Origin of the sequence: Pseudomonas sp. RW409, assembly GCF_003184125.1 — a bacterium.
Lineage (GTDB): Bacteria > Pseudomonadota > Gammaproteobacteria > Pseudomonadales > Pseudomonadaceae > Aquipseudomonas > Aquipseudomonas chlororaphis_I.
In genome coordinates, this window is sequence record NZ_QHHP01000042.1 from 428,454 (window position 1) to 454,339 (window position 25,886).

The window sequence follows — 25,886 nt, forward strand, 5'->3', positions numbered from 1 at the left end:
CGGACCTCACAACACTCATAAGAGAACGACCATGAAGAACTTCGTCATTCCAGCAGTACTCGCAAGCCTGATGGCCAGCAGCTTGACCTTCGCCGCCGAGCTGCCCGCCAGCCTCAAGGCCAAGGGCGAGATCGTCGTAGCGATCATGCCCAACTACCCGCCGATGGACTTCAAGGACCCGGCCACCAACCAGCTCACCGGCCTCGACTACGACCTGGGCAACGCCCTGGCCGAGCGCCTGGGGGTGAAGATCGCCTGGCAGGAAACCGGCTTCGAGCAAATGATCAACGCCCTGACCACCGACCGCGTGGACGCGGTGCTGTCGGGCATGACCGACACCGCCGAGCGGCAGAAGAGCGTGACCTTCGTCGACTACTTCACCAGCGGGCCGCAGTTCTACACCCTGCAGAAAAACACCGCGATCAACGAAGCCACCGACCTGTGCGGGAAGAAGGTCGGCACCAGCCGTCGCACCACCTTCCCGGCGGAAATCGCCACCTGGAGCAAGGCCAACTGCGAAGCCCATGGCAAGCCGGCGGTGGTGGTGATCGGCGCCGAAGGTTCGGCCGACGCCCGCGCCCAACTGCGCCAGAGCCGCATCGACGCGGCCATGCAAGGCAGCGAGACCCTGCCGTACCTCAAGACCCAGGAAAAGGACACCTACAAGACCCTGGGCCTGCCGATCTCCGAGCAGTTCACCGGCCTGGGCGTGAGCAACAAGAAGCCCGAGCTGGCCGAAGCCCTGAAGAGCGCGCTGCAAAGCATGGTCGACGACGGCAGCTACCAGACCATCCTGAAAAAATGGAACCTGGAGCTGGGCGCGATCAAGACCGTGACCCTCAACGCCGGTAAATAACCACCCGAGCAATCCCCCCGCGGGCGCGAGCCCATTCGTGTCCGCGGGAGGTGGCTATTGCTCGGCGGATGGCGGGCAAACCGGCCCGCCCCAATGACTGGAGCGCTATCGATGTCCTCCTCACCCCAACCCACCTGGCCGGACGGGCACCAGGCGTGCCTGGCCCTGGCCTTCGACCTCGACGGGCCGACCGGCGACGCCATGCTCGACGGCTCGATCTGGCGCAAGCCGGAATACTTCGGCTTTGGCGGCTACGGCCCCTATCGGGCCCTGCCGCGCTTGCTCGACCTGCTCGATGCCTTCCGGATCCCGACCACCTTTTTCGTTCCGGCCTGGGTGGTGGAGAACTGGCCCAGGCAATGCCAGGCGATCGTCGAGCGCGGGCACGAGGTGGCCTACCACGGCTACCGGCATGAGTCCTTCTATGCCCTGCCCCTGGAGCAGCAGAAAGCAGTCATGGCCAAATCCCGCGAGGTGTTCTGGAAGCACCTGAATATCCGCGCCGAAGGTTTCCGTACCCCGTCCGGCGACTGGCGGGCCGAGACCCCGGCCATGCTGGTGGAAGCCGGCGTCACTTACTCCAGCAGCATGCGCGGCGACGACCGCCCGTACCTGGTCCGGGTGCCGGGCCATGCCACGCCGCTGGTGGAGATCCCCGGACGCTGGGAGATGGACGACTACGCCTCCATCGCCTACACCCGCGCCCCCGATTTCCCCGCGGGCCTGGACCGCACTGCCAGCTACGAGCTGACCCTGGACAACTGGCGCCGCGAGTACGACGGCGCCATGGACGAAGGGCTGTGCCTGACCACCCTGTTCCACCCCAAGATCACCGGCAAACCCGGGCGCATCCTGCTGCTGGAGCGCCTGTTCGAACATATGCGCCAGCGCCAGGACGTGTGGTTCGCCACCTGCCGCGACGTCGCCCGCTGGTGGCTCAAGGAGCATCACCATGGCTGAACCCCAGGCCTGGCCCCAGGGCTACCGCTGCGCCGTGGCGGTGACGGTCGACTACAACGACATCCACGGCATCCTCACCCAGGCCCCGGAAGTGGCCGGGCGCGACAAGACCCTGTCGGTCTGGCGCTATGGCAGCCAGCGCGGCGTCGAACGCCTGCTGGCGCTGCTCGACGAACTGCGGGTGCCGGCCACCTGGTTCGTTCCGGGGATCGTGGCCGAGGAAAACCCCGGGCATGTACGGGCGATCCAGGCCGCCGGGCATGAAATCGCCTGCGCCGGTTATCGCCACGCCAACTACGACCGCTTGAGCCTGGCCGAACAGCAGCTGGAACTGCAACGCGGTTGCCAGGCCCTGGCCGACCTCACCGGCCAGCGCCCCAGGGGCTTTCGCATTCCGGCCGGCAACTGGGCCCCGGGGTTCGTCGAGGCGCTGCATGGGCAAGGCATTCGCTGGTCGTCGTCCTGGCGCGGCGATGACCTGCCCTTCCCCCACGCGACCCGGCCGCAAGTGATAGAGCTGCCCCTGCACTACGAGCTGGAAGACGAGCCCTACTTCGCCTTCAACCTCAGCCCGGCGGTACCGCCGGGGCAATCGCGGATCGCCTCCTACAGCCACACCCTGGGCAACCTGCAGTTGGACTTCGCCGGCTTCCACCGCTTCGGCCTGCTCTACGTGCTGCGCCTGCACCCGGAGATCATCGCCACCCCGGGGCGCATCGGCCTGCTGCGCGAGCTGTTGCAGGGCATCCAGCGGCACGAGGATGCGTGGATCGCCCGCGCCGGCGAAATCGCCCAGTGGTGGGCGGAACGCGCGCAACCGCTGGCGGAGGATCACCCCGCGGCGATTTATGAACGTCACTATCGGGCCTACCTGCCATGACCGATCGTTTGCAACGCCTGGCGCAATTCTGCGTCGACAGCCGTTTCGAAGACCTGCCCCCGGCCCTGGTGGCCCAGGCCACCCGGCATATCCTCGACACCTTCGGTGCCGCGCTGGCCGGGGCGCACAGCGAAGTCGCCGCGGCGGCGCGACAGGCCCTCGGCGACGAAACCGGCCCCAGTCGGGTATGGGGCACCGACCTGAGCACCAGCGCCACCCTGGCGGCCTTGCTCAACGGCATCGCCGCCCATGCCCTGGAGCTGGACGACACCGGCGGCTGCGACCATTCCGGGGCGGTGGTGCTGCCGGCGGTGATGGCCGCCGTCAGCCTGCGGGGCACCACACTCAGCGGCCGCGAACTGCTCACCGCGGTGGTCATGGGTTACGAAGTCGGGCGCCGGGTACTGGAAGCCTGCGGCGGTTATTCCGCCCACAACGGCGCCGGTTGGCATTCCACCGCCACCTGCGGAGTATTCGGCGCAGCCGTCGCCTGCGGCCGGGTGCTCGGCCTCGATGCCCGGCAGATGGGCTCGGCCCTGGGCCTGGCCGGCAGCTTCAGCGGCGGGCTCTGGGCCTTTATTCACGACGGTTCGCACAGCAAGAAACTGCACAGCGGCCGGGCGGCCGAAGGCGGTCTGCTGGCCGCGCGGCTGGCCCGGCAAGGCGTGACCGGGCCGGGCCAGCTGTTCGAGGAGGTCTGGGGCGGCTTCCTCAAGACCCTGGCCGGCAGCGATGCGATCCCCCAGGCCCTGGACGAAAACCTGGGCCAGGTGTGGAAGCTCGCACGCTGCTCGATCAAGCCTTATGCCTCCTGCCGGGGCACCCACTCGGCCATCGATGCCCTGGGCCTGTTGCTCGAACAACTGCAGGTGACGGCGGATCAGGTGGAAGACATTCAGGTGTCCCTCTGCGCCTTCCTCGACGGCATGTGCGGCAGTCGCGCCATCGACTCCCTGGCCGCCGCGCAGATGAGCCTGCCCTACGCCCTCGCGGCACGCCTGGTGCATGGCCATGCCGGGCTGGATGCCTATGATCGCCCGTGCCGCGAAACACCGCGGATCGCCAGCGCCATGGCACGGATCCGCCTTGAAGTGGATCCACAACTGTCAGAGGATGGTGAGCCCGTGGTCACCCTGCGTACCCGTGACGGGCGCCAGGCCAGCCTGTGCGTCGGGGTACCGTTGGGCGCGCCGGGCAACCCGCTCGGCGATCAGGCGCTGCAAGAAAAGTTTCTCAGCCTGGCGACCCGGGTGCTGCCCGCCGAACGGGCCGGCGAATTGCTGCAACAGTTGTGGCGGCTGGCGGATATGGAATCCGTCGCCGTGCTGGACCGCTGGCTCCAACCATAGGCCTCCCATAGCCCACTCAGACAACAAGGACTCGTGCACCACCGTGGCCACTTATTCGCTGGTTATCCGCCGCCTGATGATCTGCTCGCTGACCATTGTCGTCAGTCGCGCCATCACCAGCCCCCTGCTCACCCTGTTCCTCAGCGAAAAACTCAGCCTCGATCAGCAGGACGTCGGCCTGCTGCTGGGGATCGCGGTGTTCATCGCCACCCTGCTCGCGCTCTATGGCGGCTACATCCTCGATCGCCTGGACAAGCGCCGGCTGCTGATCCTGACCATGCTCTCCAGCGGCATCGGTTTTGTGCTGCTGACCTTCGCCCACAACCTCTACCTGACCACCGCGATCCTGGTGATCACCGAAACCGCCTCGGCGCTGTTCCTGATCGGTTCCAAGGCGATCATCAGCGAAAACCTGCCGGTGAGTCAGCGGGCCAAGGTGTTCTCCCTGCGCTACACCCTGACCAATATCGGCTACGCCACCGGCCCCATGCTCGGCGTGGTGATCGCCGGGCAACTGCCGCTGGCGCCGTTCCTGATCGCCGGCGCCATCGCCTTTCTCAGCACCCTGCTGATGCGCGGCATTCCACCCACGCCGGGCCTGTCCTCGCTGAGCAAGCCGCAGAGTTTCCTCAATACCCTGGTGACCCTGAAAAACGACCGCACGCTGATCATGTTCACCTGCGGCTGCCTGCTCAGCACCATCGTCCACGGGCGTTTCACCCTGTACCTGTCGCAGTATCTGCTGGTCACCGAAGACGCGAAAAGCGCCCTCGACACCATGGCCGCCCTGCTGGCCTGCAACGCCATCAGCGTGATCCTGCTGCAGTACCAGATCGGCCGCTTCCTCAAGCGCGAACAATTGCGCTACTGGATCGCCGTCGGCACCAGCCTGTTCATCCTCGGCCTGATCGGCTTCAGCCTGGCCGACAGCCTGCTGGGCTGGTGCCTGGCGATGTTCGTCTTCACCCTCGGCGAGATGATCATCTACCCGGCGGAATTCCTGTTCATCGACACCCTGGCCCCCGAGGCACTGCGCGGCAGCTATTACGGCGCGCAGAACCTCGCGGCCCTGGGCGGCGCCTTGAGCCCGGTGATCTGCGGCTATCTGCTGGTGCACACCCCGGCACCGACCATGTTCTATGCCCTGAGCGCCTTGACCGCCCTCGGCGGGCTGCTGTGTTTCATCAGCGGACGGCGGGTGGCGCAGGTTGCGATAGTGCAAAAATAGTGCACTTAAACAGCATTATTATGAATTTGTAGGCACTTCGATTGATCGGCACACTGTGCCGGTTCCTCCCCCCAAATGTTGGAACGCTTCAGGGCTTTCTGGTAATCCAGACAAGCCCTTCTTTTTGCCCGCTGAACCGGAATTGGATCGCTTCGTCATGCTTGCTCGCTGGAAACCCGCCGCCATCAATACCCGCCCCTCGGAATGGAGCCGCGCCGCGCTCGGCATGGCCTTGGGCACGCTGTTCAGTGTCTGGTTGTGCAGCCGGGTGTTCGGCATGGAGGTGGCGCTGCACCTGATCGGCCCGCTGGGGGCTTCGGCGGTGCTGCTGTTCGCGGTGTCGTCCGGGGCGCTGGCGCAACCCTGGTCGATCCTCGGCGGCTACCTGTGCGCCGCGGTCCTGGCGTTGCTGGTATCCCATGTGCTCGGGCGTACCCTGGGCAGCGCCTGCCTGGCCGCCGGCATGTCCCTGGTGCTGATGTGCTGGCTGCGTTGCCTGCACCCGCCGGCCGGCGCGGTGGCCCTGACGATGGTGCTGGCCGACCCGGCGACCATCGCCCTCGACTGGCTGGCCCTCGGCCCGGTGATGCTGGCGGCCCTGTGCCTGTTGCTCAGCGCCCTGGCCTACAACAACCTGACCCGCATCCGCTACCCCAAGGGCCAGAGTGAATCCGCCACCAGGCTGCCCGCCGAGCAGCCATCCACCGATGCCCTGGCCATCACCGCCGCCGACCTCAAGCTGGCGCTGGATGAGATGCAGGAGTTCTTCGACGTCACCCCGCAAGACCTGGAACAGCTGATCCATGCCAGCGAAGCCCATGCGCGCCGGCGCAGTATTGGCGAGGTGTTGGCGTCGCGGGTGTGATCGGGGTTATCCGGACAGATCGCGGACTCAGGTTTGACGGCAACTGCGTTGCCGATCGCAGCCTCGCAGGCTCGGCAGCGGCTACACAAACACCGCGGTCCCTGTAGCCGCTGCCGAAGGCTGCGATCGGCCCGGTCCGCGTTCGGGCGAAGCAGTCGTAAAACCAGATGCCGCGTTTTTTAAGTCAGATCATCGGATCCCAACGCTGCGACCAGTCGGTGTCGCTGGCGATGACTTCGCGCAGCACTTCGAAGGCCTGCTGCAGCTGGGCCGAATCCCGTTCGCGGGCGTACAGCAGGTAGGTCGGGAAGTTGAACTCCGGGGCCTTTTCCACCCGTTCCAGCACGCCGCTGTCCAGGTAGCTTTGCACCACCCGGGTACGGAAGTAGCCGCTGCCGCCGCCTTCGAGGATGAACTGCAAGGCCAGCGGCCCGAGGTTGAAACCCACCGCGGCCTTGGCCTGGTCCGGCAGCGCCGCGTCGTGCTGGCGGCGGAAATCCTCGCCCCAGTCGATGTACACATAAGGCTCGGGTTTGCCGGCCAGGCGCACCAGGATCAGCTTTTCCTCGAGCAACTGCTCGACCTGCAACCCCGGCCCATACACCGGCTGGAACACCAGCGCCGCATCCAGCACACCCAACTCCAGCTGGCGTTGCAGGCTCGCGCCCTCGGCGATCTGGCTGCGCACGGCGTGGCTGGGAATCGCCTGGCGCAGGCGGCGCACCCAGTTGAGCATCAACGGATTGCACAGGCTGACTTCACCGCCGATGTGCAGCACGTTGCGATAACCGGCCAGCAACGGCAGGTCGCGCTGGGCGGCCTCCCAGGTCTGCACCAGCTGGTTGGCATAGACGATGAACGCCTCGCCGTCGGCGGTCAGCCGGGCCCCGGCGCGGTTGCGCACGAACAGCTTGCAGTTGAGCTGGCCTTCGAGGTTCTGCACCCGGGCGCTGATCGCGGTCTGGGTCAGGTGCAAGCGCTCGGCCGCGGCGATCAGGCTGCCGCTGCGGACGATTTGCAAAAAGGTGCGGGCCAGGTCGATGTCCATGTTGCCTCTGGGTCACGAAAGTCGAGCGCCATTGTAGCGGCGCTGGTCGTCCGGTGCGCCTGGACAGCGGATAAATACGGGCTCGCCATACTGGCCCGGACGGCACGACAAACAGCGTCGAGGGCATCTGCGCCTCATGCAAAAATGCACAGCCAACCTGCAGTTATCCGGGTTGTACATGGCAAATTTGCACTGTTACGATCCCTCATCGTTCGCGCGCGAACACACCTATAAAGAACAATAAAAGCAGGGAGTTAGTGATGACTGCTCAGGTTCCATCCCAGGCCACGCGAGACGCCGGCGCCACGTCGGTCGAGGCCTCGCAACAGGACGTGCTGGCCGAAGTCCGCAACCATATTGGTCACCTGACCCTCAACCGCCCCGCCGGCCTCAATGCCATCACCCTCGGCATGGTGCGCACCCTGCAGCGCCAGCTCGATGCCTGGGCCCAGGACCCGCAGGTGCACGCGGTGGTCCTGCGCGGCGCCGGCGAAAAAGCCTTCTGCGCCGGCGGCGATATCCGCACCCTCTACGACAGCTACAAGAACGGCCAGACCCTGCATGAGGCGTTCTTCGTCGAGGAATACGCGCTGGACCTGGCGATCCACCATTACCGCAAGCCGGTGCTGGCGCTGATGGACGGTTTTGTCCTCGGCGGCGGCATGGGCCTGGTCCAGGGCGCCGACCTGCGGCTGGTCACCGAGCGCAGCCGCCTGGCGATGCCGGAAGTGGCCATCGGTTATTTCCCGGATGTCGGCGGCAGCTACTTCCTGTCGCGCATCCCCGGCGAGCTGGGCGTCTACCTGGGGGTCAGCGGCGTGCAGATCCGCGCCGCCGATGCCCTTTACTGCGGGCTGGCGGACTGGTACCTGGAGAGCGACCAACTGAGCCTGCTGGATCAGCGCCTCGACAACCTGCAATGGCGCGACACCCCGCTCAAGGACCTGCAAGGCCTGCTGGCCAAGCTCGCCGTGCAGCAGTTGCCGGACGCGCCGCTGGCGGCGCTGCGCCCGGCCATCGACCATTTCTTCGCCCAGGCCGACGTGCCGAGCATCGTGCAACAGTTGCGCGAAGTGACCGTTGGCGATACCCACGAATGGGCCAGCAGCACCGCCGACCTGCTGGCGACCCGCTCGCCCCTGGCCATGGCGGTGACCCTGGAAATGCTCCGGCGCGGTCGCCAGCTGAGCCTGGAACAGTGTTTCGCCCTGGAGCTGCACCTGGACCGCCAGTGGTTCGAGCGCGGCGACCTGATCGAGGGCGTGCGCGCCCTGCTGATCGACAAAGACAAGAACCCACGCTGGAACCCGCCCACCCTGCAGGCGCTGGACGCCGCGCACGTGGCGAGTTTCTTCAGCACTTTCGACCCGAGCCGGAGCTGAGCCATGCACGACATTGAATTGAGCGAAGAGCAGGTGATGATCCGCGACATGGCCCGGGACTTCGCCCGCGGTGAAATCGCCCCCCACGCCCAAGCCTGGGAAAAGGCCGGCTGGATCGACGACGCCCTGGTGGCGAAGATGGGCGAGCTGGGCCTGCTGGGCATGGTGGTCCCCGAGGAATGGGGCGGCACCTATGTCGACTACGTGGCCTATGCCCTGGCGGTGGAAGAAATCTCCGCCGGCGACGGCGCCACCGGCGCGCTGATGAGCATCCACAACTCGGTGGGCTGCGGGCCGATCCTCAACTACGGCAGCGAGGAACAGAAACAGACCTGGCTGGCGGACCTGGCCAGCGGCCAGGCGATCGGCTGCTTCTGCCTGACCGAACCCCAGGCCGGTTCCGAAGCCCACAACCTGCGCACCCGCGCCGAACTCAAGGACGGCCAGTGGGTGATCAACGGCGCCAAGCAGTTCGTCAGCAACGGCCGGCGCGCCAAGCTGGCCATCGTCTTCGCGGTGACCGATCCGGACTTGGGCAAGAAAGGCCTGTCGGCGTTCCTGGTGCCCACCGACACCCCGGGTTTTGTCGTCGACCGCAGCGAACACAAGATGGGCATCCGCGCCTCGGACACCTGCGCGGTGACCTTCAACCAATGCACCGTCCCCGAGGCCAACCTGCTGGGCGAGCGCGGCAAGGGCCTGGCCATCGCCCTGTCCAACCTCGAAGGCGGCCGCATCGGCATCGCCGCCCAGGCCCTGGGCATCGCCCGCGCCGCGTTCGAGGCGGCGCTGGCCTACGCCCGCGAGCGGGTGCAGTTCGACAAGCCGATCATCGAGCACCAGAGCATCGCCAACCTGCTGGCCGACATGCACACCCGCCTCAACGCCGCGCGCCTGCTGATCCTGCATGCCGCGCGCCTGCGCAGCGCCGGCCAGCCGTGCCTGTCGGAAGCCTCCCAGGCCAAGCTGTTCGCCTCGGAAATGGCCGAGCAGGTCTGCTCCTCGGCGATCCAGATCCACGGTGGCTACGGCTACCTCGAGGACTACCCGGTGGAGCGTTACTACCGGGACGCGCGGATCACCCAGATCTACGAAGGCTCCAGCGAGATCCAGCGCATGTTGATTGCCCGCGATAGCGTCTTCACAGACACCGCACAAATAAAAACCGCAGCCTTGGCTGCGATTTTTTATGGGTAACGACAGCCCGGACTATTTGTCCATGAACTGCGCCTCGCGCTTGGCAATGAACGCCGCCATGCCTTCCTTCTGATCCTCGGTGGCGAAGGCCGCGTGGAACACCCGGCGCTCGAAACGCACGCCTTCCGACAGGCTGACTTCGAAGGCGCGGTTCACGCTTTCCTTGATCATCATGCTCACGGGCACCGACTTGGCGGCGATCAGCGCCGCGACTTTCAGCGCTTCGTCCAGCAGCTCATCGGCCGGCACGATGCGCGCGACGATGCCGCAACGCTCGGCTTCCACCGCATCGATGAAACGCCCGGTCAGGCACATTTCCATGGCCTTGGCCTTGCCCACCGCGCGGGTCAGGCGCTGGGTGCCGCCCATGCCCGGCAGCACGCCAAGGTTGATTTCCGGCTGGCCGAACTTGGCGTTGTCGCCGGCCAGGATGAAGTCGCACATCAGCGCCAGCTCGCAGCCGCCGCCCAGGGCAAAACCATTGACCGCGGCGATGATCGGCTTACGCCGGTTGGCCACCCGGTCGCTGTCGCTGAACAGGTCGTCCATGTAGATCTGCGGGTAGGTCAGCTCGGCCATTTCCTTGATGTCGGCACCGGCGGCGAAGGCTTTCTTCGAGCCGGTGAGGACGATGCAGCCGATTTGCGGATTGGCTTCCAGGCTGTCCAGGGCCTGGTTCACTTCGCTGACGATCTGTGCGTTGAGGGCGTTCAGCGCCTGCGGGCGGTTGAGGGTGATCAGGCCGACGCGGTCCTTGATCTCCAACAGAATGGTTTCGTAACTCATGGATCAGCTCCTGCTAAAAGTCAGAGGTTGCGCGAAATGACCATGCGCTGAATGTCGCTGGTGCCTTCGTAGATCTGGCAGACCCGCACGTCGCGGTAGATGCGCTCCAGCGGAAAGTCGTTCAAGTAGCCATAGCCGCCCAGGGTTTGCAAGGCGGCGGAACAGACCTTCTCGGCCATTTCCGAAGCGAACAGCTTGGCCATCGACGCCTCCACCAGCGCCGGCTTGCCGCTGTCGCGCAGGGCCGCGGCGTAGTGCACCATCTGCCGCGCCACGGCGATCTGGGTGGCCATGTCCGCCAGGCGGAAAGCCACCGCCTGATGCTCGATGATCGGCTTGCCGAAGCTCTGCCGTTCGCGGGCATAGTCACGGGCAGCCTCGAAAGCCGCGCGGGCCATGCCCACCGATTGCGAGGCGATGCCCACGCGACCGCCTTCGAGGTTGGCCAGGGCGATCTTGTAGCCCTCGCCCTCCTCGCCCAGGCGGTTGGCCACCGGCACCTTCACATCCTCGAAAAGGATCTGGCAGGTGTCGGAGGCGTGCTGGCCGAGCTTGTCTTCCACTCGCGCGACGCTGTAGCCCGGCGCGTCGGTGGGCACGATAAAGGCGCTGATGCCGCGCTTGCCGGCCGCCGGGTCGGTCACCGCGAACACTATCACCACCCCGGCGTTCTGCCCGGAGGTAATGAACTGCTTGCAGCCGTTGAGCACGTAATGCTCGCCCTCCAGCCGCGCCCGGGTTTTCAGGCTGCTGGCGTCGGAGCCGGCCTGGGGTTCGGTCAGGGCGAAGGCGCCGAGCATCGCGCCGCTGGCCAGGGGCTTGAGGAAACGCTCCTTCTGCTCGTCGTTGCCGAACTTGAGGATCGGCACGCAACCCACCGAGTTGTGCACGCTCATGATGGTCGAGCAGGCGCCGTCGCCGGCGGCGATCTCTTCCAGGGCCATGGCATAGGCCAGGTAACCGGTGTCGCAACCGCCCCACTGCTCCGGCACCAGCATGCCGAAGAAGCCCAGCCCGGCCATCTCGCCGATGGCCTCGCGGGGGAAGCGATGCTCGCGGTCCCACTCGGCGGCGAACGGCTTCAGGCGTTCCTGGGCGAACTGCCGGGCCGCGTCGCTGATCTGCTGTTGTTCGTCATTAGGCAGCATGGTGATTCCTTAATACAGGCATTCGACGGCCATGGCCGTGGCTTCGCCGCCGCCGATGCAGATCGCCGCGACGCCGCGCTTCAGGCCTTTCTGGCGCAGGGCCGAGAGCAGGGTCACGAGGATCCGCGCGCCGGACGCGCCGATCGGGTGGCCCAGGGCGCAGGCGCCACCGTGGACGTTGACCTTGTCGTGGGGGATTTCCAGCTTTTGCATGGTGACCAGGCTGACCACGGCAAAGGCTTCATTGATTTCGAACAGCTCGACCTGGTCCAGCGACCAGCCGGTCTTCTTCAGCAGTTTCTTGATCGCCCCGACCGGCGCCACCGGGAACAGCCCCGGGGTATCGGCGAACGCCGCGTGACCGTGGATCACCGCCAGAGGCTTGAGGCCACGTTTCTCGGCCTCGGAACGGCGCATCAGCACCAGGGCCGCGGCGCCGTCGGAGATCGAACTGGAGTTGGCTGCGGTAACCGTGCCGCCGTCGCGGAACGCCGGTTTCAGCGTGGCGATCTTGTCCAGCTTGGCCTTGGGCGGTTGTTCGTCGTCGCTGATGGTCTGCTGTTCCTTGCCGACAGTGACCTGCAGCGGCACGATTTCCGCCTTGAAGCTGCCGTCCTTGATCGCCTGCTGGGCGCGGGTCAGCGAGGCCACCGCGAAGGCGTCCTGGGCTTCGCGGCTGAAGCCGTTGGTCTCGGCGCAGTCTTCGGCGAAGGTGCCCATCAGCCGGCCCTTGTCGTAGGCATCCTCGAGGCCGTCGAGGAACATATGGTCGAGCACCCGCCCGTGGCCCATGCGGTAGCCGCTGCGGGCGCGATCCAGCAGGTACGGCGCGTTAGACATGCTTTCCATGCCGCCGGCGATCACCACCTCGGCGCTGCCGGCCAGCAGCATGTCGTGGGCGGCGATGGTCGCGGCCATGCCGGAGCCGCACATCTTGTTCAGGGTGGTGCAGCGGGTGGCCTTGTCCAGCCCGGCGCCCAGCGCCGCCTGACGGGCCGGCGCCTGGCCGAGACCGGCCGGCAGCACGCAGCCGAACAGCACTTCATCGACGCTGTCGCTGGCCACTCCAGCGCGCTCCACCGCGGCCTTGATCGCGGCGGCGCCGAGTTGCGGCGCGGTCAGGCTTTTCAGCTCGCCCTGGAAACCGCCCATCGGGGTGCGGACGGCGCTGACGATAACGATCGGATCTTGGTTCATGAAGAGTCCTCCTTACTTGGCTGCCATGCGCAAGGCGCCGTCGAGACGGATCACCTCGCCATTGAGCATGCTGTTGCTAATGATATGCCCGACCAGCGCGGCGTACTCGTCCGGCTTGCCCAGGCGTGGCGGGAACGGCACGCCGGCGGCCAGGGAAGCGCGGACTTCGTCGCTCATGCCGGCCATCATCGGGGTTTCGAAAATGCCCGGGGCGATGGTCATCACCCGGATGCCGAAGCGCGCCAGTTCGCGGGCGGCCGGCAGGGTCAGGCTGGCGATCGCGCCCTTGGACGCGGCATAGGCGGCCTGGCCGATCTGCCCGTCGAAGGCTGCCGCCGAAGCGGTGTTGATGATTACCCCGCGCTCGCCGTCGGCGTTCGGTTCGCTATTGGCGATGGCCGCGGCGGCCAGGCGCATCAGGTTGAAACTGCCGATCAGGTTGACGTTGATCACCTGGCTGAAGCTGGCCAGGGCATGCGGACCGTGCTTGCCGAGGATCTTCTCGCCGCGCACGATCCCGGCGCAGTTGACCAGCCCATGCAGGCTGCCGAACGCCTTGAGCGTGGCCTGCACCGCCGCTTCGGCGGCCGCTTCGTCAGTGATATCGGCGACCGTGCTCCGGCAGCCGAGCTGCTGCGCCTGGGCCGCGACGGCCTCGGCATTGAGGTCCACCAGCATCACCTGGGCGCCGGCCTTGACCAGCATCTGCGCGGTGGCCGCACCGAGACCGGAAGCGCCGCCGCTGACGAGAAAAACCTTGTTTTCGATGTGCATCATGAGTTCCTGGGTAATTCAGGCCGAAGCCTTGTGCGCCGCGGCCTCTTGAGCCTTGGCGATTTCCTGGTTGCGCAGGATGAAGCGCTGCAACTTGCCGCTTGGGGTTTTCGGCAATTCGCTGACAAATTCGATTTCACGGGGGTACGAGTGCGCGGCCAGGCGCTTGCGCACATGCTGGCGCAGCTCTTCGGCCAGCTCCGGCGCGGCGCGGTATTGCGGGCTGAGCACGACGAAGGCCTTGACCAGCTCGGTGCGCTCCGGATCGGGCTTGCCGATCACCGCCGCCTCGACCACCGCCGGGTGCTCGATCAGCGCGCTTTCCACGTCGAACGGGCCGACCCGGTAACCCGAGGTGGTGATCACATCGTCGCTGCGGCCGACGAAGCTGATGCTGCCGTCCGGGTTCAGCTCCACGGTGTCGCCGCTGAGGTAGTAGTGGCCGACGAAGGCCTTGGTCACCACGCCGTCGTAGCCGTTGAACCAGCACATCGGCGACTGGCTGCGGTCGATGGCGAGGATCCCCGGCTGGCCCACCGAGAGTTCCTGGTGCTGCTCGTCGAGCACCACGATGCGGTGGCCCGGCGAGGCGAAACCGGCCGCGCCGACATGCACCGGATGCTCCAGGCCATGGTGGTTGCACAGGACCATGCCCAGCTCGGTCTGGCCGTAATGGTCATGGATCACCACGCCGAGGTTGTCGGCGAACCAGCGGATCACCTCCGGGTTCAGCGGCTCGCCGGCGCTGCTGACGATGCGCAGCTTGCCCTTGATCGAGCGGGCGAACTCGTCGCCGCCGGCAATCAGCAGGCGGTAGGCGGTCGGCGAACCGGTGAGGTTGCTGATCCCGTATTTGTTGATCACCCGGCAGGTGCTTTCCAGGGTGAAGGGCCCATCGTAGAAGGTGATCGGGTGGCCCAGGCCCAACGGGCCGGTGACGCCAAAATAGATGCCGTAGGCCCAGCCCGGGTCGGCGACGTTCCAGAACGCGTCCTCGGGACGCAGGTCGACGGCGTCGCGGGTGTAGCTCTGGAACGCGACGATGGCCTTGAGCGGCACGTACAGGGCCTTGGACGGGCCGGTGGTGCCGGAGGTGAACATCAGCAGGAACGGGTCTTCGCCCGTCAGCAGCACGGGTTCACACTGCGCCGGGTAATTGCCCAGCTCGGCCCAGAAACTGAAGTCGCCACGGACGATGCCCTGGCCCTTGGTGCCCGCGACCGTGACGATGGTCGGGCAGTCGGCCACCTCATTGAGCTTTGGCCGGTTGACCGCGTCGGTCACCACCACTTTGGCCCCGGAGCTGTTCAGGCGGTGTTCGATGGCCTTGGGGCCGAAGGCGGTGAACAGCGGCTGGTAGACCGCGCCGATGCGCCAGGTGGCGAGCACCGCGATCAGCAGTTCGACGTTGCGCGGCAGCAGGCCGGCGACCTTGTCGCCCTTGCCCACGCCCTGGGCCAGGAGGAAGTTGGCGAAACGCGCGGCCTGGTCCTGCAATTCGCTGAAGGTGTAGGTCGCACTGCTGCCGTCGCGGCCCTCCCAGAACAATGCGATGCGCCCCGGCAAGGCGTGCCGGTCACAGCATTCGACGCAGGCATTGAGTGCCGACAAGGAGCCCTGCAGGGCCGCATCGACGGTGTGCTGGTAATTGAAGTGTGCCGTGGCAGACAGGTAATCGCGCATTGCCAGAATCCCTCGCTGTTCTTATTAGGATGGGAACTACAAAAACATCGGGCAAATACTGGCGCCACGGCCCCAACGGGACAATGGTCAAAGCTTTCAAGTTGCGTGACTGGTTTGGCCAAGAACCCCGTGCTAGCCAAAACGACTAGGCGCCCTGTAGCCGCTGCCGAGCGACAGCGGCTACCCAAGCTCCCCGTAGCCGCTGCCGCAGGCTGCGATCGAGGCCGCAGGACTCGCTATCAGCCTTGACGCGGTGCATCAGAAACACCGCGCCGCACGCCTTTGCGACGGTTCCGGTCGATCGCAGCCTGCGACAGCGGCTACAGGGATGCGCTCAGGTCGGGTCGTTGAGGATCAGGCTGCGGTAATGCCCGGGGTTGGAGCCGGACCATTTGCGAAAGGCTTTGTAGAACGAACTGGCGTCGGCGAAGCCCAGGCGGCTGGCGATTTCCGTGAAGCTGATCTGCGGCTCGGCCAGCCAGGCGATCGCCAGTTCCTTGCGCACCCCGTCCTTGATTCCCTGGTAGGTCTGCCCCTCTTCCGCCAGGCGGCGACGCAGGGTCGAGGCCGACATGCACAGGCTGTGGGCCAGGCTCTCGGTTTCCGGCCACTGCGCGGCGGGCAGCTGGCGCAGATCGTGCTTGATGCGGCTGGCCAGGCTCTCTGGGTCGCGGTATTTGACCAGGATATTGGCCGGCGCCTGGGCCAGGAAACGCTTGAGCTCCTCGCCAGTGCGCTTGATCGGCAAGTCCAGGCAGTCGGCGGCAAAGATCATCCGCGTGCGCGGCCGGTCGAACCGCAGGTTCTGCGAGAACATCACCTGGTAGTCGTCGCAGAAATCCGGTTCCGGGCAGCGCAGCTCGATGGCCAGGATCGGGATGCGTCGCCCGGCCAGCCAGCAGGCCACGCCGTGGACGATCATCCAGTAGGTGAAATAGGTGAAGGCCCGGCGCGGCGCCTGCTCGTCCTCCAGCAGGACGATCTCCGCCAGGCTCTGCTGGCGCACCAGCTGGGCCGGCAGGTGTTCGAGCATCAGCGACAAAAAAGCCAGCCCGGATTCCAGGCCCGCCGCCAGGTTCTGCCGGGCCATCGCGGTGCGACAGAGAAACTCCAGGCTGCCGGACTTGAGCTTGCGCGGGTCCATGCCGAAGAACTCGTCGTCCGTGCGCCGCGCCAGCAGGCGCCACAGCCGGGCATAGGCCACCGCCGGCACGCGGGCGGCGCTGACGTCCAGCCGGGCCGGGTCGATGCCGACCTTGAGCAGCACTTCTTCGCTGGCGGCACCCGGGGCGCAGCTTTGCAGCAGCGCTTCGCGCACCAGTTGCATGGAGATCGTGTCTTTTTCCGACATCGCGCGTAACTGCTTCCTGCATAAGGAGATTTGTCGGTCATCTTAGGCAGTGACGAGGAAAAAGCCAGTGGGCTTTTGGCTAAGCGGCCCATCTCGTTCCGTCCCGGCTCCTGACCTTTGTGCGCCGCTGCCTGCAGTGCTCTGCGCAGCGACAGGCTGCCGCCCATTCGCCGTCGCCCCAGGCAGATAAGCCTCAGCACACCGAAAGAAAAATCCCTTACAAGTCCTGATCTTGCCTTCGCCACAAAAAGATAAATCTCATTAACGCCAAAAAATTGTAAGCGTTCTTGTACATTCCGTTTTTAATAATCAATCTTAAATAGGATTTAATCTCATCAAACCCAAAGAGTGATTCTCATGGATAGCAAAGCCCCCTCCTCCTTGCCACAGCACCGTCTGCTGGCCCCCACAATAGGCCTCGCCATCGTCTCTGCCTCCGGTCTCACCGCTGCTGGCGAACGGCAGAACGTCTTGCAACTGGACAACATCAAGGTCGAGGCGGAGGAAGGCAAAGGCTACAAGACCGAACGTTCGTCTTCCGCCAAGTACGTGGCGCCGCTGCTGGACACCCCGCAGACCATCACCGTGGTGCCGCCCAAGCTGATCCAGGAACAGCAGGTGCTGAGCCTGCGCCAGGTGCTGTCGAACGTGTCCGGCATCACCTTCAACGCCGGCGAAGGCGGTGGCGGCTCGGGGGACAGCATCAACATCCGCGGCTTCTCGGCCAACAGCAACCTGCAGATCGACGGCCTGCGCGACAGCGCGCAGACCAACCGTTCCGACACCTTCAACGTCGAGCAGGTGGAGGTGATCAAGGGCCCCAACTCGGTGTTCGGCGGCGCCGGCACCACCGGTGGCAGCATCAACGTGGTCAGCAAGCAACCGAAGAACCAGGCGTTCACCCGCCTCGGCGGTAGCCTCGGCACCGATAACTACTACCGCCTGACGCTGGACAGCAACCAGCCCCTGGAAAGCGTCGGCCAGGACAGCGCGGTGCGGATCAACCTGATGGGCCATCAGAACGATGTGCCCGGCCGCGACAAGATCGACCGCGAGCGCTGGGGCATCGCGCCGTCGTTGCGCCTGGGGTTCAGCGACGCCACCCGGCTGACCCTCAGCGCCTTCCACCAGACCGACGACAACCTGCCGGACTACGGCGTACCGGCGCTGGACGGCAAGAAGCTGGCCGGGGTCAAGCGCGATGCCTATTTCGGCTGGAAGAACCTGGACAAGGAGCAGATCGAACAGAACGCCTTCACCGCCGATTTCGAGCACGACTTCAGCGACCACCTGCGCCTGCAGAACCTTACGCGCTACAGCCGCACCGCGCGCGACACCATCGTCTCGGCGTCCCATGTCAACACCAGCGGCGTGCCGGCGGGCCGCTACCGTCCGGCCGGGCCCCAGGCCTACGGGCGCGACGCCACCACCGAGATGTGGATCAACCAGAGCAACCTGATCGGCGACTTCGAGTTCGCCGGCATGCGCCACGACCTGGTGGCGGGCGTGGAACTGTCCCGGGAAACCCTCGACCTGAAGACCTACAACCATGGCCTGGGCAGCGCGCTGTATCCGCGCGACGGCTATGCCCTGGGCAGCCCGCCCGGGCGCTGGAACGGCCCGGTCAACAAGGCCACCAGCGGCTATACCGAGACCACCCTCAAGGGCCAGGCCTACTACCTGTTCGATACCATCGCCCTGAGCGAGCGCTGGGACCTCAACCTCGGCCTGCGCTACGACAAGATCAAGGGCGACGTCGACAAATACTCGGGCAGCCATGTGAAAAGCGAGAGCCTGGTCTCGGACACGAACAAGGCCAGCGCCCGCACCGGCCTGGTGTTCAAACCGACCGAAAACGGGCGCATCTATGCCGCCTGGGGCAACTCCTTCAACCCGTCCGCCGAGAACCTGGCCTCGACCGGCGGTGGCTTGAGCAAGGGCAACCAGGACCTGGCGCCGGAGAAGAACGAAACCTGGGAACTGGGGACCAAGTGGGAGCTGCTGGACAAGCGCCTGGAACTGGACGCAGCGCTGTTTCGCGTAGAGAAGAGCAACGCCCGGGAAACCATGGCCGACGGTTCGACCCAACTGGCCGGCAAGCAGCGGGTGCAGGGTGTGGAGATCGGCGTCACCGGGCATGTCACCGAGCAGTGGGATGTGTTCGCCAACTACACCTTCCTCGACAGCGAAACCCTGAAAGCGGCGAACACCGCCTCGGGTATCGCGCGCAAGGGCCAGGCCCTGGGCAACACGCCGCCGCGTTCGCTCAATCTGTGGACCACCTACGAACTGCCGGCCGGCTGGACCCTGGGTTATGGCACGCGTTATGTCAGCGAGCGCAACGTCAGCTCCAGCACCCGCGCCAAGCTGGACGCCTACTGGGTGCACAACGCCATGCTCGGCTACAAGGTCAACCACAACCTCGACCTGCAGCTGAACGTCAACAACCTGTTCGACAAGGACTACGTGGAACGGGTGCGCCAGCAGAACGGCTCGACCGCGCGCTCCTCGGCCATCGAATACGGCGACGCGCGCGCGGCGATCATGTCGGCCACCTATAGCTTCTGACCCCTCCCCTCAGCGCGAAGCCCCGGTCGACCTGGGTTTCGCCGCTGTCATCGGCACCTTCTCGCCGTTCTCCGGCCCAGGCCGCCACGGCAAAAAAAACCAATACGTTATCTCCCCGGTTTTACCCGGCGCGAACGGGCGAATCCCTGGCCCATGGCGGCTTGCGCCGGGCGAAGGATTTCATCGCAGTGCAAAAAAGTATCGATTCGAGTGTCAGGGATGATTTGTCAGCGCGGGCGTTGAGGGCTGTAATCAGCCGCACATTCTTCCCTGCATCCGGAAGACACAACAACAATAACCGTCCTTCTGCCGCCCACCGGGCCCGGAAGAGGAGTGCACGATGAAACCCTGCATTACCGCCCTGCTCGTCACCACCTGCATGACCCTGAGCGGCGTCAGCCTCGGCGCCCAGACCCTGACCATCGCCACCGTCAACAACAGCGACATGATCCGCATGCAGAAGCTCTCGAAAACCTTCGAGAGCGAACACCCGGAGATCAAGCTGAACTGGGTGGTGCTCGAAGAGAACGTGCTGCGCCAGCGCCTGACCACCGACATCGCCACCCAGGGCGGGCAGTTCGACGTGCTGACCATCGGCATGTACGAAGCCGCTTTGTGGGGCGCCAAGGGCTGGCTGCAACCGATGCAGGACCTGCCCGCCGCCTATGACCTGCAGGACATCTTCCCCGCGGTGCGCGAAGGCCTATCGGCCAAGGGCACGCTGTACGCCCTGCCGTTCTACGCCGAAAGCTCGATGACCTACTACCGCACCGACCTGTTCAAGGACGCCGGCCTGGTCATGCCCGAGCACCCGACCTGGGAGCAGATCGGCGAGTTCGCCGGCAAGCTCAACAAGCCCGAGCAGGAACAGTACGGCCTCTGCCTGCGCGGCAAGGCCGGCTGGGGCGAGAACATGGCCCTGATCACCACCCTGGCCAACGGTTTCGGCGCGCGCTGGTTCAATGAGCAGTGGCAGCCGGAATTCACCGGGACCGAATGGAAGAACGCCCTGACCTTCTACGTCGACACCATGAAAAAGGCCGGCCCGCCCGGCGCCTCCAGCAACGGTTTCAACGAGAACCTGGCGCTGTTCAACAGCGGCAAGTGCGCGATCTGGGTCGACGCCAGCGTCGCCGGCTCCTTCGTCACCGACAAGTCGCAGAGCAAGGTCAGCGAACACGTCGGCTTTACCTACGCCCCGCAACAGGTGACCGACAAGGGCAGCGCCTGGATGTACTCCTGGGCACTGGCGATCCCCACCAGCTCCAAGGCCAAGGATGCCGCGCAGACCTTCGCCACCTGGGCCACCTCCAAGGAGTACGGGGCCCTGGTCGCCGAGAAAGACGGCATCGCCAACGTGCCGCCGGGCACCCGCGCCTCGACCTACAGCGAGGCCTATATGCAGGCCGCGCCATTCGCCAGGGTGACCCTGGAATCGCTGAAAGTCGCCGACCCGACTAAGCCGACCCTCAAGCCGGTGCCCTACATCGGCATCCAGCTGGTGACCATTCCCGAGTTCCAGGCCATCGGCACCCAGGTCGGCAAGCTGTTCTCCGCCGCGCTGATCGGCCAGACCACGGTCGACCAGGCCCTGGCCGCCGCGCAGCAGACCACCGAACGCGAAATGAAACGCGCCGGCTATCCCAAGTAATCCCCCAAAACCTGTAGGAGCGAGCTTGCTCGCGAAAAACGTCAAGACAGCGCATTCACCCAGGTTGGGCGCGTTATCGTTGACGACCATCGCGAGCAAGCTCGCTCCTACAGGGAACCGCGTTACGCGTACCTGAACGGTTGTGATCGCCATGAATACCTCGACTGCCAAAGCTCATTTGCCAATGCCCCAGGTCGCGCGCAAGCACCGCCTGCTCAACCCCGGCTGGTTCCTGGTCAGCCCCTCGGTGGCGCTGTTGCTGCTGTGGATGATCGTGCCGCTGGGCATGACCCTGTACTTCTCGCTGATCCGCTACAACCTGCTGTACCCCGGGGAAAACCAGTTCGTCGGGCTGGAAAATTTCAGCTACTTCCTCAGCGATTCGGGCTTTTTGCCCGGGGCCGGCAACACCCTGCTGCTGGTGGGCAGCGTGCTGCTGATCAGCGTGGTGTTCGGGGTACTGATCAGCGCCCTGCTGGAAGCCAGCGAGTTCCTCGGCCGCGGCATTGTCCGGGTGCTGCTGATCTCGCCGTTCTTCATCATGCCCACGGTGGGCGCGCTGATCTGGAAGAACCTGATCTTCCACCCGGTGTCGGGGATTCTCGCCGCCGTGTGGAAGCTGTTCGGCGCCCAGCCGGTGGACTGGCTGGCCCACTACCCGCTGCTGTCGATCATCATCATTGTCTCCTGGCAGTGGCTGCCGTTCGCCATCCTGATCCTGATGACCGCCATGCAGTCGCTGGACCAGGAGCAGAAGGAAGCCGCACGCCTGGATGGCGCCGGGGCCATCGCGATCTTCTGGCACCTGACCCTGCCGCACCTGGCGCGGCCCATCGCGGTGGTGGTGATGATCGAGACCATCTTCCTGCTCTCGGTGTTCGCCGAAATCTTCACCACCACCAACGGTGGCCCGGGCTATGCCTCGACCAACCTCGCCTACCTGATCTACAACCAGGCGCTGGTGCAGTTCGACGTGGGCATGGCCTCGGCCGGCGGCCTGATCGCCGTGGTCATCGCCAATATCGCCGCGATCATCCTGGTGCGGATGCTCGGCAAAAACCTGACTGACAAGCCCTGAGGTGCGCGCCATGACCCTGCAACAATCCCGCCGCCTGCAAAGCCTGCTGCTCGGCACCCTGGCCTGGGCCATCGCCATCCTGATCTTCTTCCCGATCTTCTGGATGCTGCTGACCAGCTTCAAGACCGAAATCGATGCCTTCGCCACGCCGCCGCAGTTCATTTTCACACCGACGCTGGAGAATTACCTGCACATCAACGAGCGCAGCAACTACCTGGCCTTCGCCTGGAACTCGGTGGTGATCTCCTTCAGCGCCACCGCCCTGTGCCTGCTGATCGCGGTGCCGGCGGCCTATTCCATGGCCTTCTACGAGACCCGTAACACCAAGCGCACCCTGCTGTGGATGCTGTCGACCAAGATGCTGCCGCCGGTGGGCGTGCTGATGCCGATCTACCTGCTGGCCAAGAGCTTTGGCCTGTTGGACACGCGCATCGCGCTGATCGTGATCTACACCCTGATCAACCTGCCGATCGTGGTCTGGATGATTTACACCTACTTCAAGGACATCCCCCGGGACATCCTCGAGGCCGCGCGGCTGGACGGCGCCACGCTGGGCCAGGAAATGCTCCGGGTGCTGCTGCCGATCGCCAAGGGCGGGCTGGCCTCCACCGTGCTGCTGTCGCTGATCCTGTGCTGGAACGAGGCGTTCTGGTCGCTGAACCTGACCTCGTCCAACGCCGCGCCGCTGACCGCGCTGATCGCCTCCTACTCCAGCCCCGAAGGGCTGTTCTGGGCCAAGCTCTCGGCGGTCTCGACCCTGGCCTGCGCGCCGATCCTGATCTTCGGCTGGATCAGCCAGAAACAGCTGGTGCGCGGCCTGTCCTTCGGCGCCGTGAAATAACCAGACGACCCACTACCTGTAGCCGCTGCCGAAGGCTGCGATCGAGCCGCAGGCTCGCCAGCGACCGCACAGGCGCCCAGGCCCCTGCGGTGCCTATCGCAGCCTGCGGCAGCGGCTACACCGAAATTCTGAAATCCGGAGAGATTCCATGGCCAACCTGAAAATCAAGAATCTGCAAAAAGGCTTCGAAGGTTTTTCCATCATCAAGGGCATCGACCTGGAGGTGCGCGACAAGGAGTTCGTGGTCTTCGTCGGCCCCTCGGGCTGTGGCAAGTCCACCCTGCTGCGGTTGATCGCCGGCCTGGAGGAAGTCAGCGGCGGCAGCATCGAACTGGATGGTCGCGACATCACCGAGGTCAGCCCGGCCAAGCGCGACCTGGCCATGGTGTTCCAGACCTACGCCCTGTACCCGCACATGAGCGTGCGCAAGAACATGTCCTTCGCCCTGGACCTGGCCGGCGTGCCGAAAGCCGAGGTGCAACAGAAGGTCAACGAAGCGGCGCGCATCCTCGAACTGGGGCCGATGCTGGAGCGCAAGCCCAAGCAGCTGTCCGGCGGCCAGCGCCAGCGCGTGGCCATCGGCCGGGCCATCGTGCGCAACCCGAAGATCTTCCTGTTCGACGAGCCGCTGTCCAACCTCGACGCCGCGCTGCGGGTGCAGATGCGCCTGGAGCTGGCGCGCCTGCATAAAGAGCTGCAGGCGACCATGATCTACGTGACCCACGACCAGGTCGAAGCCATGACCCTGGCCGACAAGGTGGTGGTGCTCAACGGCGGCCGCGTGGAACAGGTGGGCTCGCCGCTGGAGCTGTACCACAGCCCGGCCAACCTGTTTGTCGCCGGCTTCCTCGGCACGCCGAAGATGGGCTTCCTCAAGGGCCGGCTGAGCCGGGTCGATGGCCAGGGCTGCGAGGTGCTGCTGGAGGCCGGCACCCGCATCCAGCTGCCACAGCGCGGCGCCCACCTGAGCGTCGGCAGCCCGGTGACCCTGGGCATCCGTCCCGAGCACCTGGAACTGGCCCGCCCCGGCGACTGCACCCTGCAGGTCACCGCCGACGTCAGCGAGCGCCTGGGCAGCGACACCTTCTGCCATGTCCGCACCGCGTCCGGCGAAGCGCTGACCCTGCGTATCCGCGGCGACCTGGCCAGCGCCTATGGCCAGCAACTGAACCTGCACCTGGATGCCGAACACTGCCACCTCTTCGATGCCGACGGCGTGGCCGTGGCCAGGCCGCTGCGCGCCGCCGCCTGAACGAGAACCGAACGATGAAACTGAACCGACACAACCTCCACCGCCTGGCCCCTGAAGTCCGGCTGCCCGCCTACGACCTGGCCGAGACCCGGCAAGGCATGGTGCATATCGGCGTCGGTGGTTTCCACCGGGCGCACCAGGCCTATTACACCGATGCCCTGATGAACACCGGCGAAGGCCTGGACTGGAGCATCTGCGGGGTCGGCCTGCGCGCCGAGGACCGCCGCGCCCGCGACGACCTGGCCGGCCAGGACTATCTGTTCACCCTATTCGAGCTGGGTGACAGCGACGCCGCCGAAGTGCGGGTAATCGGCGCCATTAGCGACATGCTGCTGGCCGAGGACGGCGCCCAGGCGCTGATCGACAAACTGGCCGACCCGCAGATCCGCATCGTCTCGCTGACCATCACCGAAGGTGGCTACTGCATCGATGACAGCAGCGGCGAGTTCATGGCCCATCTGCCGCAGATCCAGCACGACCTGGCCCACCCGCAGCAGCCGAAGACCGTGTTCGGTTTTCTCTGCGCGGCCCTGGCCCAGCGCCGGGCGGCCGGGGTCCCGGCCTTTACCCTGATGTCCTGCGATAACCTGCCGCACAACGGCGCGGTGACCCGCAAGGCGCTGCTGGCCTTCGCCCGCCAGCGCGACGCCGACCTGCACGACTGGATCGCCGCCAACGTCAGTTTCCCCAACGCCATGGTCGACCGCATCACGCCCATGACCAGCACCGCCCACCGCCTGCAACTGCACGACCAGCACGGCATCGACGACGCCTGGCCGGTGGTCTGCGAGCCCTTTGCGCAATGGGTGCTGGAAGACCAGTTCGTCAGCGGCCGGCCGGCCTGGGAAAAGGTCGGCGTGCAATTCACCGACGACGTCACGCCCTATGAGGAGATGAAGATCAAGCTGCTCAATGGCAGCCACCTGGCCCTGACCTACCTGGGCTTCCTCAAGGGTTATCGGTTTGTCCACGAGACCATGGCCGACCCGCTGTTCGTCGCCTATATGCGCGCCTACATGGATCTGGACGTGACCCCGCAACTGGCGCCGGTGCCGGGCATCGACCTGGACGACTACAAGGACACCCTGGTGGCGCGTTTCTCCAACCGGGCGATTGCCGACCAGCTGGAGCGGGTCTGCTCCGACGGCTCGTCGAAGCTGCCCAAGTTCACCGTGCCGACCCTCAACCGCCTGATCGCCGACGGCCGCGACACCGAGCACGCCGCCCTGGTGGTCGCCGCCTGGGCCTTGTACCTCAAGGGCGTGGACGAAAACGGCGACACCTACGCCATTCCCGATCCGCGTGCCGCGTTCTGCCAGGCGCTGGTGGCGGATGACGCGCTGATCGGCCAGCGGCTGTTGGCGGTCGAGGAAATCTTCGGCCCGGCGATCCCCGCCAGCGCCGCATTCACCGCGGCCTTCGAGCGCTGCTACAGCAGCCTGCGCGACAACGGCGTGACCCACACCCTGGAGCGGGTATTGGCCAGGGGCCGCTGATGCTTGCCTGTCGCCGATGCGTTTCTCCAGGCAGATCGCGGACCCAGGTTTTGCGATTGCGTTGCAATCGATCGCAGCCTCGCGAGCTCGGCAGCGGCTACATAGCCACCGCAAACCCTGTAGCCGCTGCCGAAGGCTGCGATCGGCTGCGTAGCCGACGCAAATCCTGCCGACGCGTTTCTCCAGACAGATCGCGGACTCAGGTTTTGCGATTGCTACGCAATCGATCGCAGCCTCGCAGGCTCGGCAGCGGCTACACGGCCACCGCGAATCCTGTAGCCGCTGCCGAAGGCTGC

21 protein-coding genes are annotated in these 25,886 nt (G+C 65.6%); 14 read left to right on the top strand and 7 right to left on the bottom strand.

All coding sequences use genetic code 11. The features are described from left to right. Window positions 1–31: 31 nt before the first annotated feature. The 6 genes from DK261_RS28920 to DK261_RS28945 all read left to right on the top strand — a co-directional run bounded on the left by DK261_RS28920 (window position 32) and on the right by DK261_RS28945 (window position 6,138). On the top strand, window positions 32–856 hold the full coding sequence (locus DK261_RS28920; RefSeq protein ID WP_110177189.1) for an ABC transporter substrate-binding protein: 825 nt from the start codon (window positions 32–34) through the stop codon (window positions 854–856). Window positions 857–967: 111 nt separating this feature from the next. Beyond that, window positions 968–1,816 (top strand): polysaccharide deacetylase, encoded by an 849-nt coding sequence (locus DK261_RS28925; RefSeq protein WP_009048964.1) that lies wholly within the window; start codon window positions 968–970, stop codon window positions 1,814–1,816. Then, window positions 1,809–2,696 carry a polysaccharide deacetylase gene (locus tag DK261_RS28930; protein WP_110177191.1) on the top strand — a complete coding sequence of 296 codons (888 nt, stop codon included), beginning with the start codon at window positions 1,809–1,811 and terminating at the stop codon, window positions 2,694–2,696. Before DK261_RS28925 ends, DK261_RS28930 begins: the two co-directional genes overlap by 8 nt. Further along, window positions 2,693–4,045 (top strand): MmgE/PrpD family protein, encoded by a 1,353-nt coding sequence (locus DK261_RS28935; RefSeq protein ID WP_110177193.1) that lies wholly within the window; start codon window positions 2,693–2,695, stop codon window positions 4,043–4,045. The genes DK261_RS28930 and DK261_RS28935 overlap by 4 nt, the downstream gene beginning before the upstream one ends. A 43-nt stretch (window positions 4,046–4,088) precedes the next feature. Beyond that, on the top strand, window positions 4,089–5,273 hold the full coding sequence (locus DK261_RS28940) for an MFS transporter (RefSeq protein ID WP_110177195.1): 1,185 nt from the start codon (window positions 4,089–4,091) through the stop codon (window positions 5,271–5,273). 157 nt (window positions 5,274–5,430) lie between these two features. Further along, entirely contained in the window at window positions 5,431–6,138 is a 708-nt protein-coding gene (locus DK261_RS28945) for an HPP family protein (protein WP_016702913.1), read from the top strand. A gap of 184 nt (window positions 6,139–6,322) precedes the next feature. Here the strand turns inward: DK261_RS28945 and DK261_RS28950 are convergent, their stop codons facing one another. Then, window positions 6,323–7,186 carry a LysR family transcriptional regulator gene (locus DK261_RS28950; RefSeq protein WP_007925718.1) on the bottom strand — a complete coding sequence of 288 codons (864 nt, stop codon included), beginning with the start codon at window positions 7,184–7,186 and terminating at the stop codon, window positions 6,323–6,325. Window positions 7,187–7,446: 260 nt separating this feature from the next. Between DK261_RS28950 and DK261_RS28955 the strand changes: the two genes are divergently transcribed. Both DK261_RS28955 and DK261_RS28960 read left to right on the top strand, forming a co-directional pair. Next, window positions 7,447–8,568, top strand: coding sequence for an enoyl-CoA hydratase/isomerase family protein (locus DK261_RS28955; protein WP_110177197.1), 1,122 nt, complete (start codon window positions 7,447–7,449; stop codon window positions 8,566–8,568). A gap of 3 nt (window positions 8,569–8,571) precedes the next feature. After that, complete coding sequence (locus DK261_RS28960) at window positions 8,572–9,765, top strand: acyl-CoA dehydrogenase family protein (protein ID WP_256597615.1); 1,194 nt, start codon at window positions 8,572–8,574, stop codon at window positions 9,763–9,765. Window positions 9,766–9,777: 12 nt separating this feature from the next. On the opposite strand, the gene DK261_RS28965 is transcribed toward DK261_RS28960, so the two are convergent. The 6 genes from DK261_RS28965 to DK261_RS28990 all read right to left on the bottom strand — a co-directional run bounded on the left by DK261_RS28965 (window position 9,778) and on the right by DK261_RS28990 (window position 16,704). Next, a complete protein-coding gene (locus tag DK261_RS28965) occupies window positions 9,778–10,551 on the bottom strand; it encodes an enoyl-CoA hydratase (RefSeq protein WP_110177199.1) in 774 nt (257 codons plus the stop codon). Between the two features lie 20 nt (window positions 10,552–10,571). Then, the gene (locus DK261_RS28970; protein WP_110177201.1) at window positions 10,572–11,699 is read right to left on the bottom strand and encodes an acyl-CoA dehydrogenase; all 1,128 of its coding nucleotides are present in this window, start codon (window positions 11,697–11,699) and stop codon (window positions 10,572–10,574) included. A gap of 9 nt (window positions 11,700–11,708) precedes the next feature. Further along, window positions 11,709–12,896 (bottom strand): acetyl-CoA C-acyltransferase, encoded by a 1,188-nt coding sequence (locus DK261_RS28975; RefSeq protein WP_009048952.1) that lies wholly within the window; start codon window positions 12,894–12,896, stop codon window positions 11,709–11,711. Window positions 12,897–12,908: 12 nt separating this feature from the next. Then, complete coding sequence (locus DK261_RS28980) at window positions 12,909–13,670, bottom strand: SDR family NAD(P)-dependent oxidoreductase (protein WP_009048951.1); 762 nt, start codon at window positions 13,668–13,670, stop codon at window positions 12,909–12,911. An 18-nt stretch (window positions 13,671–13,688) separates the two neighbouring features. After that, the gene (locus tag DK261_RS28985) at window positions 13,689–15,353 is read right to left on the bottom strand and encodes an AMP-binding protein (protein WP_009048950.1); all 1,665 of its coding nucleotides are present in this window, start codon (window positions 15,351–15,353) and stop codon (window positions 13,689–13,691) included. A 334-nt stretch (window positions 15,354–15,687) separates the two neighbouring features. Then, window positions 15,688–16,704 carry an AraC family transcriptional regulator gene (locus tag DK261_RS28990; RefSeq protein ID WP_110177203.1) on the bottom strand — a complete coding sequence of 339 codons (1,017 nt, stop codon included), beginning with the start codon at window positions 16,702–16,704 and terminating at the stop codon, window positions 15,688–15,690. A gap of 357 nt (window positions 16,705–17,061) precedes the next feature. Between DK261_RS28990 and DK261_RS28995 the strand changes: the two genes are divergently transcribed. The 6 genes from DK261_RS28995 to DK261_RS29020 all read left to right on the top strand — a co-directional run bounded on the left by DK261_RS28995 (window position 17,062) and on the right by DK261_RS29020 (window position 25,590). Then, on the top strand, window positions 17,062–19,272 hold the full coding sequence (locus DK261_RS28995) for a TonB-dependent siderophore receptor (RefSeq protein ID WP_110177206.1): 2,211 nt from the start codon (window positions 17,062–17,064) through the stop codon (window positions 19,270–19,272). 379 nt (window positions 19,273–19,651) lie between these two features. Beyond that, a complete protein-coding gene (locus DK261_RS29000; RefSeq protein ID WP_371923123.1) occupies window positions 19,652–20,923 on the top strand; it encodes a sugar ABC transporter substrate-binding protein in 1,272 nt (423 codons plus the stop codon). A 151-nt stretch (window positions 20,924–21,074) separates the two neighbouring features. Further along, window positions 21,075–22,001: a carbohydrate ABC transporter permease gene (locus DK261_RS29005; protein WP_110177210.1), complete on the top strand. Its 927-nt coding sequence runs from the start codon at window positions 21,075–21,077 to the stop codon at window positions 21,999–22,001. A 10-nt stretch (window positions 22,002–22,011) separates the two neighbouring features. Continuing rightward, window positions 22,012–22,842, top strand: coding sequence for a carbohydrate ABC transporter permease (locus DK261_RS29010; protein WP_028683916.1), 831 nt, complete (start codon window positions 22,012–22,014; stop codon window positions 22,840–22,842). A gap of 148 nt (window positions 22,843–22,990) precedes the next feature. After that, on the top strand, window positions 22,991–24,094 hold the full coding sequence (locus DK261_RS29015) for an ABC transporter ATP-binding protein (RefSeq protein ID WP_110177212.1): 1,104 nt from the start codon (window positions 22,991–22,993) through the stop codon (window positions 24,092–24,094). Window positions 24,095–24,108: 14 nt separating this feature from the next. After that, window positions 24,109–25,590: a mannitol dehydrogenase family protein gene (locus tag DK261_RS29020; protein ID WP_110177214.1), complete on the top strand. Its 1,482-nt coding sequence runs from the start codon at window positions 24,109–24,111 to the stop codon at window positions 25,588–25,590. Window positions 25,591–25,886 lie beyond the last annotated feature (296 nt).